Source organism: Micromonospora sp. NPDC049799 (assembly GCF_040656655.1).
In the GTDB taxonomy this organism is placed as follows: Bacteria; Actinomycetota; Actinomycetes; order Mycobacteriales; family Micromonosporaceae; genus Micromonospora.
Map to the genome: position 1 here is coordinate 17,433 of NZ_JBFAMU010000013.1, position 12,048 is coordinate 29,480.

Sequence of the window (12,048 nt, forward strand, 5' to 3'; positions counted from 1 at the left end):
TGTCGCAGGGCAATGCCCCGTGACGGTTCATCCCGCCGACCGGTGCGCGTCGACCGCCCGGCCCATGCGGGTGACGGCCTCGGTGAGGATCGTCGGCGAGGTGCCGAAGTTGAGGCGCACGAAGCCCGCCCCGCCGGTGCCGAAGACGTGCCCGGAACTGAGGGCGACCCGCGCGCGGTCGAGGAACATCTTCGCGGGCCCGGCGACGTCACTGGCCACGCCGGGTCCGCCGCCCGGCTGCCCGGTGTCGATGCCCAGCCTCGTGCAGTCCAGCCAGGCCAGGTAGGTGCCCTCGGGGCGGTGGTACGTGACCGACGGGAGGTGCGTGGCCAGCAGCGTCCGCAGGAGCGTGCGGTTGGCGTCGAGGCCGTCGAGGAGGAGGTCGAGCCACGGTCCGCCGGCGCGGAACGCGGCGGTGTGCGCGACGACGCCCAGGTGGCTCGGCCCGTGGCCGACCTCTTCCGGCATGCGGTCGAGGTCCGCGGCGGCCCGCGGCCCGGCGACGGCGAGCGCCGCCTTGAGGCCGGCGAGGTTCCACGCCTTCGAGGCGGAGACCAGGGCGAAGGCGTTCTCCGCACCGGCCACGGTGAGGTACGGCGTGAAGTGCGCCCCGGGGAGCACCAGGGGGGCGTGGATCTCGTCGGAGATCACCCGCAGGCCGTGCTGGTCGGCCAGTGTGGCGACGGCCTCGAGTTCGTCGCGGCGGTGGACCGTGCCGGTCGGGTTGTGCGGGTTGCACATCAGGAACGCCGGCCGGCGGCCGCAGGACCGGGCCCGGCGGAAGGCCTCGTCGAGGGCGGCCGGGTCCATCCGCAGGTCCGGCCCGAGCGGTGCCTCGATCACCTGTCGGCCGGCGTGAGCCACGAAGGCGTAGAAGGGCGGGTACACGGGGGAGCAGACCACCACGGCGTCTCCGGGATCGGTCACGAGCCGGAGGACCTCGACGATGCCCATCATCACGTCCGGTACGACCGTCGTGTGGTCGGCGCGGAAGCCGTTCCAGCCCCAGCGCCGGGCGGCGAAGTCGCCGACCGCCTCCGCGTACGCCGTGCCGTGCGCGTACCCGGTGTCACCGAGGTCGATCGCGCGGTGCAGGGCGTCGCCAACCGGGGGAGCGAGGGGTACGTCCAGCTCCGCGACCCAGAGGGGGAGCACGTCGGGCGGGTGCATGCGCCACTTCACGCTGGTGCGCTGACGGAGTTCGTCCAGTGTCAGCCGGGTGAGGGGGTTCTGGTCCGCGGATCCGTCGGCGACGGGGGCCGGGCTTGCCATGCCGCCCACCCTAGGCCGCCGCGCTGGTCACGACTGCTGGCGGGGCGTCACGAACCGGGGCGCCGGGTGCGGGGACTCGCCGGTGACCTGCGTGATGATCTCCACAGCGACGTCGCGCAGTTTGCGGTTACGGCGCTGCGACGCCGCCCGGAGCAGGGCGAAAGCCTCCGTGGCGGTGCACCGTTGTTGGCCCATCAGCACCCCGAGGGCCTGGTCGATGACGCTGCGGGAGGCCATCGCGTCGGTGAGCTGCTGGTGCAACAGCGCCTGGTCGGCCTGGCGGAGGATGATGGCCAGCGCCGCCGTCCCCTGGTCGGCGAACGCCACGGCGTTCCGGCGTGCCTTCTCGGTGAAGGCTCCGGGCTCGGTGGCGTAGAGGTTCAACGCCCCGACGGTCTCCCGGTCGACCGTCATCGGCAGCGACAGCGAGCTGACGATGCCGAGCCGCAGCGCGTGTTCCCGGTAGCGGCGCCAGCGGCGGTCCGCGCGCAGGTCGTCGACCTCGACGACCCGTCCACGGCGCAGGGCTTCGAGACAGGGCCCCTCGTCGGCGCCGTACTGGATCTCGTCGCCCTTCGCGGCGAGGTCGCCACTGCTGGCGACGGTGAAGGCGCCGCCGTCCCGGCGCATGGTCAGCCCGCAGGCCACCGCGGGAGTGACGACCTCCGCGGCCACCCGGACGACCTGGTCGAGGAACAGGTCGACGTGCAGCGAATCCGCGAGCAGGGTCAACAGCCGGCCGTACGCCGAGGCAAGGTGCGATTCAGCAGCGTCGGACACCACCGCCACCTCCTGAAAACCATGTGTCCGTTGTTCCACCGAAGATGAGGATTGTCCTGGCCCGCTCCCCGGAGGAGCCGCCGGGCAGTGCGATTCGTCGCCGGCGGGCCCGCGCTGCCCGAGGGGCAGGGTGCGGATCGGGCGGGAGCAGGCTAGGGTCGACGTGGGTTCGGACATGAGCCCAGGACCAGTGCCACCCGCCGACGGCGGGCCGAGCGCCGACCCGGTCCCGACATCCTCACCGAGGAGCAGCTCATGTCCGTCCATCAGGCGCCATCCCGGGCGGTGCGGGGGACCCCCCGCCGGTCGACTCTGTCCCTCGCGGTCGCACGGGAAGGCCCGGCGACGGTGCTGAGCGTCCGCGGGCCACTCGACATGGACACCGTCGGCCTGCTCGTCGACCTCGTGGACGGCGTGATGGCCGGCCAACCGCCCCCGGTGCTGGTGCTCGACATGAGCGGCGTGGACTTCTTCAGCGCCGCCGGGATCACGGCGCTGCTGACGGTGCGCGGGCGGGTCGCCTCGGGCGGATGCACGCTGGTGCTGCGCGAGCCGTCCCGGATCACCGTCACCGTCCTCGACCTGGTCGGCCTGCGGCCCGAATTCACCACGGACTGACCTGCCTTTCCCTCCACGTCTGTCGGGTCGTACCCGTTGCTGGCCCGCTCGATCTACCCAGCAGTTGATCAACCCAAACCCCGCTGGCGCTCATCCCGGTCCGGCAATCCACGCCCCGTTTCCCGCAAGCGCGATGCAACGGATTGGCGTAATGAGGGTGGAAATGGCAAGGTGCTGCTAGCCACGCCGGGTTAGGGGTAACACCAATGGTGCGTCCGCATGAACCTCGCTGGTCTTCCGGCGACCCTGAGGCGGTGGTCGACGCTTTCGAGGACCTGCCCGGATTCGTGTGGATCTTCGAAGGTCCCGAGCTGCGGGTCGTCGCCGCGAATCCGGCGGTGCGAGCGGCCGTCGGCAACCGCAGCGGTCTGATCGGCGAACCCTTCAGGCAAGCGGTACCCGAACTGGCAGGTCAGCACATCTTCGAACTCCTCGACCAGGCCCTTCAGGGCGTACGTTCGCACGGCTACGAGCAGCGCGTCCTGACCGACCGTGACGGCGACGGCCGGTTGACCGAGGCGTTCTACACCTTCGACATGGCGCCGTGGCGCAACCCGGACGGCTCGGTCCGCGGGGTGATCGTGCAGGCTGTCGACGCCACGCCCGTGGTGGCCGCCCGGCGGGCCGCCGAAGCCGCCGCCGCCACCGCCGAACGCCGCTACCGCCAAGCCGCTGGTCTGATCCTGGAGTTGCAGCGCAGCCTCCTGCCCGACGTGCTGCCCGTCCTGCCCCGCGTTCAGGTCGCCGCTCACTACCTCGTCGCGGGCAACGACCTCGTCGCCGGCGGGGACTGGTTCGACGTCGTTCCCCTGCCCGACGGGCGGCTCGCACTGACCGTCGGCGACGTGGTCGGGCACGGTGCGCAGGCGGCTGCGGCGATGGGTCAACTCCGCACCGTCACCCGGCAGGCGTTGCAGTCCGACGGCAGCCTGCCGCACGTGCTGAGCGTCCTGAACGCCTTCGCGGCCCAGGCCACCACGACCCGAGCGGCCACCACCTGCGTCGCCGTGCTCGACCCCACCACGGGCGCACTCGAGGTGGCCAGCCACGCACACCCACCGCCGCTGGTGATCGACGCCGCGGGCGACAGCCGGTACCTGCCTCTGACGCCCGCGGGACCACTCGGCACGGGAGCCGGTCCCGCCCCGGTCCACACCTTCCGCCTGGCGGGCGGCGATGTTCTGCTGCTCTACACCGACGGCCTCATCGAGCGGCCACGACAGAGCCTGCACGACAGCGCCGGTGCCCTGGCCACCGCCGCGGCGGCAGCTCGGCGCGACGTGGTCGACGAGGACACCACGCTGCCGGACCGACTACCCGATCGAATCTGCACCCTGGTCACGGAACGTCTCGCCCTGGCCGGGGGCGGCTTCGGCGACGACACCACGCTCCTGGCCGCCCACCTTCTGCCGGAGCCCGTCGCGCCCCTTCACCTCACTCTTCCCGCCGACCCGACAGCGCTGCGCCCGATGCGTCAGCACCTGCGCGGCTGGCTCAATCGGATCGGTGGCCGGGAGCAGGACGTCAGCGACCTCATTCACGCCGCAGGCGAGGCCGCCACGAATGCCATCGACCACGCCTACGGAAGCGGTACGTCGGGGGCATTCACGATGCGCGCCCGGCTGGACGAGCAGGGCGTCGTCCATCTCACCTGCACCGATCAGGGACAGTGGCGGCCCCCGGTCCACGACCCGGGCGGTCGCGGTCGCGGACTGACCATGATCCGGGGACTCGTCGACCGTGTGGAGGTCAGGCACACCGAAGCCGGCACCACCGTCAGCATGCGCCATCACGTCGGCCGGGCCACCGACGTCAGCACCGTGGCCACCGCCCAGGCCGCCGGCCCCCACAAGCAGCCCGTCGTGGTCGACGAGTTCGCGCTGGCCGTCATCGAGACCCCGACGGGCCGGACACTGCGCGTACAGGGCCCGGTAGACCTGGCCACCGGCCCTCGGCTTCGCGCCGCGATCATGCAGACAAGCCGGGGCGGCAGCCTTCCGATCACCATCGACCTCACCGCTGTCACCCACCTGACCAGCACCGGCGTTCAGATCCTGCACGAGGTCACCCGCGCCATCACCGAGCTGCACGTCACCGCGAGCCCGCACAGCCCCGCCCACGGTGTCCTGCAACTGACCGGACTGCGCGACCTTCTGGCTGATTCCCCTGGGAGTGGCACCCAGACCCACTGAAGCGCCGACGACGTGCCGCCTTCCTGGCTACGTTGACTGCGGAGGCGGTCAGCGGAAGCTGCCGCAGCGGTGAGGCGGGACGGGCCCGTACCGGGTGGGCTGCCCGTGACGAGCGTGGCGCGAAAGGCGATGCCGGTGACGATGGAAGCTGAGCGCACCCTGCGCGCGGAGGACCTCACCCAACTGGCGGAGCTCGCCGCCCAGCTCCGGGTGGACTCGATCCGGTGCAGCACCAGAGCCGGATCGGGGCATCCGACCTCCAGCCTCTCCGCCGCCGACCTGCTCGCGGTGCTGATGTCCCGGCACCTGCGGTACGACTGGGCGGACCCCCGCGGTCGCGCCAACGACCATCTGATCTTCTCCAAGGGCCATGCCTCGCCGCTGTTGTACGCGGTCTTCAAGGCCGCCGGTGCGATCACCGACCAGGAACTGGTCGAGACCTACCGCCAGTTCGGATCGCGCCTGCAGGGACACCCCACGCCGGCGCTGCCCTGGGTGGACGTCGCGACTGGCTCGCTCGGTCAGGGGCTGCCCGTCGGCGTCGGGATCGCGCTCGCCGGCCGGTACCTCGATCGTCTGCCATTCCGGGTGTGGGTGCTGTGCGGCGACAGCGAGATGGCCGAGGGCTCCGTCTGGGAGGCGCTGGACAAGGCCGGCCACTACGGGCTGCACAACCTCACCGCGATCGTCGACGTGAACCGGTTCGGGCAGCGGGGACCGACCGAGTTGGAGTGGGACCTGGACACCTACCGTCGGCGGGTCGAGGCGTTCGGCTGCCAGGCGCTCGTCGTCGACGGCCACGACCTGGTCGCCGTCGACGAGGCGTTGGGCCGCGCCCGGCAGGCGACGGGCCCCACGGTGGTGCTCGCCCGGACGGTCAAGGGCAGGGGCGTGCCGGAGATCGAGAACCAGCCGGGATGGCACGGCAAGCAACTGGAACCGGAGATGGCCGAGCGAGCCGTCGACGCTCTCGGCGGGGTCCGCCAGATCCGCGTGGCGACGCCGCGGCCGGATCCCGCACCGTCGGCCACCACGCCCACGGGCCAGCCGCCGGTGCTGCCCCGGTACGACAGGGGCGCGAAGGTCGCCACGCGGAACGCGTACGGTGACGCGCTGCGCGCGGTGGGGTCGCGGCCGGACGTGGTCGCCCTGGACGGCGAGGTCAGTGACTCCACCCGTGCCGACCGGTTCGCCGAGGCCCACTCCGACCGGTACTTCGAGATGTTCATCTCCGAACAGCAGATGGTCGCCGCGGCGGTCGGGCTCCAGGTACGCGGGTACCGGCCGTTCGCATCGACCTTCGCCGCCTTCTTCTCCCGCGCGTACGACTTCGTCCGGATGGCGGCCGTCTCCCGGGCGGACATCGCCCTGGCGGGGTCCCACGCGGGCGTGGAGATCGGGGCGGACGGTCCCTCGCAGATGGGGCTGGAGGACCTGGCGGCCATGCGCGCGGTGCAGGGGTCCACGGTCCTGTATCCCAGCGACGCCGTGTCCTGCGTCGCCCTCGTCGCCCAGATGGTCGACCGCAGGGGTGTCACCTACCTGCGCACCACCCGGGGCGGGTACCCCGTCCTCTACGACAACGACGACACCTTCCCGGTGGGTGGCAGCAAACTGCTCCGCGGCGGCGACGACGATCATGTCGCGCTGATCGGAGCGGGGGTGACGGTGCACAACTGCCTCGCCGCCGCCGACGAACTGGCGCGCGAGGGGATCAACGCCCGGGTCATCGACCTCTACTCGGTGAAGCCGCTGGACCGGGAGCGGTTGATCGAGGCTGTCCGGGTCACCGGGGGCCGGCTGGTGGTGGTCGAGGACCACTACCCGGAGGGCGGCCTGGGCTCCGCGGTCCTCGAGTCGCTGGCCGACGTCGCCGAGCCGCTGCGCGTGGCACACCTGGCGGTGCGCGGGCTACCCACCTCGGGTAAGCCGGCCCAGTTGATGGACGAGGCCGGCATCGGGGTGAGCGCCATCGTCGCGGCGGCGCGCGCCTCGACTGCGCAGCGCGGCTGACGTGACTGCCGCCGGTGGCGGCAGCGGGGGGTGACAGCCGTCCGGGCGGCGTGTCACCATACCGACCAGTCGGTATCCCACCGGAAGGGCCCCCGCGATGCCCGGAACGACCGCGACGCGCACGGCGTACCGCACCTGTCCCCTCTGCGAGGCCACCTGCGGCCTGACCCTGACCATCGCCGACGACCGGGTCACGCATGCCCGCGGCGACCGCGAGCACGTCTTCAGCCATGGCTTCGTCTGCCCGAAGGGGGCCGCGTTCCCGCAGCTCCTCGCCGACCCCGACCGCCTGCGTCGGCCGCTGCTGCGCGTGGACGGCACGCTGCGCGAGGTCGGCTGGGACGAGGCGTTCGCCGCCGTCGAGGCCGGGCTGAACGCCGCCCGGGCCGGCGGCCGCGACGCGGTCGCGGTGTACCTCGGCAATCCCAACGTGCACACGATGGCCGGCGGGCTCTACGTGGGCCCGCTCGTCCGGTCGCTCAACACCCGCAACGTCTTCTCCGCCAGCACCGTCGACCAGATGCCCAAGCACGTCTCCTCGGGCTACCTGTTCGGCGACCCGAACGCCATCCCGGTGCCCGACCTCGACCGCACCGACCTGCTCGTCCTGCTCGGCGCCAATCCCTGGGAGTCCAACGGCAGCCTCTGCACCGCGCCGGACTTCCCCGGCCGGCTGCGGGCGCTGCAGGCGCGCGGCGGCCGGTTCCTGGTCGTCGACCCCCGCCGCACCCGTACGGCGGCCGCCGCCGACGAGCACGTGCCCATCCGACCCGGCACCGACGCGTTGCTGCTCTTCGCCGTCGTGCACACCCTCTTCGACGAGGACCTCGTGCGGCTCGGCCGGCTGGCGGAGCACGTCACCGGTCTCGACGACGTCCGGGAACTGGCCGCGGCGTTCGCCCCCGAGCGGGTGGCCCACCGGTGCGCGGTGCCGGCGTCGCGCATCCGCGAGCTCGCCCGCGAGCTCGCGGCCGCCCCCACGGCCGCCGTGTACGGGCGCATCGGCACCTGCACCGTCGAGTTCGGAACCCTCACCAGCTGGCTCGTCGACGTGGTCAACATCCTGACCGGCAACCTCGACCGGCCCGGCGGGGCGATGTTCCCCCTCGCCGCCCACCAACGCGTCCGCGCCAGCGGCCCGGGCAAGGGCTTCCGCACCGGACGCTGGGCCAGCCGGGTGCGGGGACTGCCCGAGGTCAAGGGCGAGCTGCCGGTCGCCACGCTGGCCGACGAGGTCGAGACGCCGGGGAAGGGCCAGGTCCGGGCGTTGATCACCGTTGCCGGCAACCCGGTCCTGTCCACGGCGAACAGCGAACGGCTGGACCGCGCGCTCGGCTCGCTCGACTTCATGGTCAGCGTCGATCCGTACCTGAACGAGACCACCCGGCACGCCGACGTGGTGCTGCCGCCGCCCGACCCCGCCCGCTCGGGACACTACGACTTCGCGTTCCTCACCCTGGCCGTGCGCAACGTGGCGAGCTACTCGCCGCCCGCGCTGCCACTGGATCCCGACGTCCCCGACGAGTGCGAGATCCTCGCCCGGCTCACGCTGATCGCCGCCGGGCAGGGCGCCGACGCCGACCCCGCGGTGCTGCACGAGCAGATGCTCGGCCAGGTGCTCGCCGAGGCGGCCGAGGGACTGGGCCGGCCGGCGGGTGAGCTGCGGTCGCTGGTCGCCGGAAACGGGCCGGCCGAACGCCTGCTCGACGCGCGACTGCGGTTCGGCGCGTACGGCGACCTGTTCGGACAGCGACCGGACGGGCTGTCCCTGACCCGGCTGCTCGACCACCCGCACGGTGTCGACCTGGGACCGCTGCGACCGCGGCTGCCGGAGGTGCTGCGCACACCGACCGGAGCCGTCGACCTGTGCCCGTCGCCGATCGCGGCCGACGTGGCCCGGCTGCGCGAGGCCCGCGACGCGTCGCCGGAGGGCTTCGTCCTCGTCGGCCGCCGCCACCTGCGGTCGAACAACAGTTGGATGCACAACGTGCCGGCGCTGGTCAAGGGCCGGGACCGGTGCACGCTGCAGGTGCATCCCGACGACGCGGCGACGCTCGGGCTGGCCACCGGGCAAGCCGCGCGCGTCTCGTCGCGGGTCGGATCGGTCGTCGTCGCGGTGGAGGTGACCGCCGACACCATGCCGGGCGTGGTGAGTCTGCCCCACGGGTGGGGCCACGACGTGCCGGGCACCCGCCAGTCGGTGGCGCGCGCGCATGCCGGCGTCAACAGCAACGTGCTCACCGACGAGACGGCGGTCGACCCCCTGTCGGGCAACGTCGTGCTCAACGGCATCCCGGTGCGCGTCGAGCCCGCCGCACCGGCGGCACCTGCGTAGGCTGGCGCACCGGGCCGGCAGGCGGCCCCGGGAGGGACGGGCACCGGTGGGTCGGACGGGCGACGGCGAGGCGCTGCCGCAGCGACTGCTGGCGGTCGCCACCAGACTGTTCGCGGAGAAGGGCTTCGAGAAGACCTCGGTCCAGGAGATCGTGGAGGCGGCCGGGGTCACCAAGGGCGCGATGTACCACTACTTCGCCGCCAAGGACGACCTGCTCCAGGAGATCTACCAGCGGCTGCTGCGCATGCAGCGCGAGCGCCTGGAGGCCATCATGGCCGGCGCGCAGCCCGTGGCGCGGCGGCTGCACACCGCCGCCGCGGACGTGGTGGTCACCGCGATCGCCAACCTCGACGACGCCACCGTGTTCCTGCAGTCGATGCACCTGCTCTCGCCGGACCGCCAGCGCGCGGTGCGGGCGGCCCGCCGCGAGTACCACGAACGCTTCCGCTCCCTGGTCGAGGAGGGCCAGCGCGCCGGGACCTTCCGCGGCGACGTGCCGGCGGACCTGGTCGTCGACTACTTCTTCGGCGCCGTGCACCATCTGGGCGCGTGGTTCCGCAGCGACGGCCGGCTGACCCCGCAACAGGTCGGTACCCACTTCGCCGACCTGCTGCTGTCCTCGCTGCGCCCGGAGCCCGGCCCCTGACCCTGATCGAAACCCTCATCGTGCGGGCCCTCTGCGAGCGCGCCATCGCCGTCACCGTGCCGGCCCGACCCCGGCCGCGGGCGCCGCTCAGGCGCCACGGGCGAACAGGGCGAGGCGTACCCGGTTGGGGCTGTCGGTCTTGGTCATCAGGCTGGTGATGTGGGTCTTGACGGTGGTGACGCCGATGTGGAGCCGGTCGGCGATCTCCGTGTTGGAAAGCCCCTCGGCGACCAGGTTCAGCACGTCCTGTTCGCGCGTGGTCAGTCCCTGAGCGGGCCGTGGCGCTTCGGCACGGGCGTGTACCGCGCGCTGGACCAGGCGCTGCAGCACCTCCTGGCTGAACGGGCTGTCGCCCGCGGCGGCCCGGCGGACGCCGTCGAGCAGGTCGCCGGGTGGTGCGTCCTTGAGCAGGAACCCGCAGGCGCCGGCGGTCAGCGCGGGATAGAGGTGGTCGTCGTCGCCGAACGTGGTCAGCACCAGGACGCGGGTGGCGGGGCGGTCGGCGAGGATGCGGCTGGTCGCGGTGATGCCGTCGACGCCGGGCATGCGCAGGTCCATGACGACGACATCGGGGACGAGCCGCGCGGCGAGGGCGATCGCCTCGCGACCGTTGTCGGCCTCACCGACGACCTCGATGTCGGGCTGGGCGTCGCAGAGCATGCGCAGACCCGCACGGATGAGGTGCTGGTCGTCGACCAGCAGGACGCGGATCACGCCGGCTCCGGCGCGTGCGGCCCGGCCGAGGTCTCGCCCGCGCGGGGCGTCAACGCGGCCGGCGTGACGGCGGGGGAGAGGGGTGAAGCCGTCGGTGCGGTGACCGCGGCAGGGAGGAGGGTGCGGACCCGCCAACCCTCGCCGGTCGGGCCCGCCTCCAGGTGACCACCGAGGACGTCGACGCGTTCCCGCATACCGGTGACGCCGTGGCCGCCACCGGCCGGCACCGCCGCCGGCACCCGTCCGCGCCCGTTGTCCGAGACCTCCCATCGGACGGCTCCGTCGACCACGGCGACGGACAGGCGCGCCAGCGCGGACGTGCCGGCATGCTTGGCCACGTTGGTCAGCGCCTCCTGGGTCAGTCGCAGCACCGCCAGGCCCCGAACCGCGTCGAGTGAACCGACCGCCGGGTCGATGTCGGCCTCCACGGTGACACCCGCCTGGCGGGCCCGGTCGATGGCCGCGCCGAGGGCCGCCGGAAGCGCCGCCGGCTCGATCGCGGTCAGCGCCGCGTCACCGCGTACCCCGTCGGGGTCGCGCAGGACCGCGACCAGCCGGCGCAGGTCCGCCAAGGCCGCGGTGCCCGTGCCGTGCACGTCGTCGAACACCGCGCCCACCTGTGGAGGCAGGTCCGTGAGGACGTGCCGGGCCACGCCGACCCGCAGCACCATCGACGCCACGTGATGCGCGACCACGTCGTGCAGTTCACGGGCGATGGCGGTGCGCTCGTCGGCGCGGGCGGCGCGGCTCTCCGACTCTCGCCGGCGCTGCTCCTCCGCCGCCCGCTGCTCGGCCTGTCGGGTGACTTCGCGCGTGGTTCGGATGACCAGGCCCAGCAGCAGCGGCACGCCGACCTCCACCAGCAGCCCGAAGGCGCCGGCGAGGACCCGTCCGAACGGGTCGCCGATGGAGTCGGTCAGGTCGACCGTGACCAGCAGACCAGCGGCCAGCCAGATCGTGCGTGGCCGGGGCGCCCGCATGGCCACCTCGAGCAACGCCCAGCTGGCACCCACCTGGTTGATCGTCGTGTCGTCGAGGACGGGGACCGCGACCGCCAGCAGCGCGGCCTGCACCAGCAGGTTGGCCAGCGGCCGGCGGTGGAGCACCAGCGCGACCGCGAACGCGACCGTCGCGAGGAACCACTGCAGGGCCGTCGGTGAACGTCCGGCCTGGGTGCCGAAGACCAGATAGCCGACGCCGCTGAGGTCGAGCAACAGCATCCGCGCGAGCGTGTCCCGCGTGTCGAACAGTCGCCCCACCCACCCCACCGGATCAGCCTAGGCGCTGCCGGCGGCGCGCAGGAACCACGGCACCTGGTCGAGTGCCGGGATCACCAGCATCGCGTAGATCACCAGGACCGGCAGCGCAATCAGCCACCGCGAACGTCAGCGTGAACAGGGTGGCGGTCATGCGGCCAGCGCCAGTTCCGGGCTGCGGCGGCGGGCCAGGACCACGCCGGTGGCGGTCGCCGTCGCGAC

General features: G+C 72.9%; 9 protein-coding genes. 5 read left to right on the top strand and 4 right to left on the bottom strand.

Annotated elements, in window-relative coordinates:
* Window positions 1–27: 27 nt before the first annotated feature.
* The gene (locus AB0I76_RS02785; protein ID WP_357028991.1) at window positions 28–1,272 is read right to left on the bottom strand and encodes a MalY/PatB family protein; all 1,245 of its coding nucleotides are present in this window, start codon (window positions 1,270–1,272) and stop codon (window positions 28–30) included.
* 27 nt (window positions 1,273–1,299) lie between these two features.
* On the bottom strand, window positions 1,300–2,052 hold the full coding sequence (locus tag AB0I76_RS02790) for a GAF and ANTAR domain-containing protein (protein WP_357028994.1): 753 nt from the start codon (window positions 2,050–2,052) through the stop codon (window positions 1,300–1,302).
* Window positions 2,053–2,307: 255 nt separating this feature from the next.
* Between AB0I76_RS02790 and AB0I76_RS02795 the strand changes: the two genes are divergently transcribed.
* The 5 genes from AB0I76_RS02795 to AB0I76_RS02815 all read left to right on the top strand — a co-directional run bounded on the left by AB0I76_RS02795 (window position 2,308) and on the right by AB0I76_RS02815 (window position 9,856).
* Entirely contained in the window at window positions 2,308–2,670 is a 363-nt protein-coding gene (locus AB0I76_RS02795; protein ID WP_357028997.1) for an STAS domain-containing protein, read from the top strand.
* A gap of 254 nt (window positions 2,671–2,924) precedes the next feature.
* Window positions 2,925–4,862 carry a SpoIIE family protein phosphatase gene (locus AB0I76_RS02800; RefSeq protein WP_357029000.1) on the top strand — a complete coding sequence of 646 codons (1,938 nt, stop codon included), beginning with the start codon at window positions 2,925–2,927 and terminating at the stop codon, window positions 4,860–4,862.
* 141 nt (window positions 4,863–5,003) lie between these two features.
* Window positions 5,004–6,875: a transketolase gene (locus AB0I76_RS02805; RefSeq protein WP_357029021.1), complete on the top strand. Its 1,872-nt coding sequence runs from the start codon at window positions 5,004–5,006 to the stop codon at window positions 6,873–6,875.
* Between the two features lie 97 nt (window positions 6,876–6,972).
* Window positions 6,973–9,210, top strand: a complete 2,238-nt coding sequence (locus AB0I76_RS02810; protein WP_357029003.1) for a molybdopterin-dependent oxidoreductase — start codon at window positions 6,973–6,975, stop codon at window positions 9,208–9,210.
* A 46-nt stretch (window positions 9,211–9,256) separates the two neighbouring features.
* Window positions 9,257–9,856, top strand: a complete 600-nt coding sequence (locus tag AB0I76_RS02815; RefSeq protein ID WP_357029007.1) for a TetR/AcrR family transcriptional regulator — start codon at window positions 9,257–9,259, stop codon at window positions 9,854–9,856.
* 87 nt (window positions 9,857–9,943) lie between these two features.
* Here the strand turns inward: AB0I76_RS02815 and AB0I76_RS02820 are convergent, their stop codons facing one another.
* Window positions 9,944–10,570 carry a response regulator transcription factor gene (locus AB0I76_RS02820; RefSeq protein WP_357029010.1) on the bottom strand — a complete coding sequence of 209 codons (627 nt, stop codon included), beginning with the start codon at window positions 10,568–10,570 and terminating at the stop codon, window positions 9,944–9,946.
* Window positions 10,567–11,838 (bottom strand): histidine kinase, encoded by a 1,272-nt coding sequence (locus AB0I76_RS02825; protein WP_357029013.1) that lies wholly within the window; start codon window positions 11,836–11,838, stop codon window positions 10,567–10,569. The genes AB0I76_RS02820 and AB0I76_RS02825 overlap by 4 nt, the downstream gene beginning before the upstream one ends.
* Window positions 11,839–12,048 lie beyond the last annotated feature (210 nt).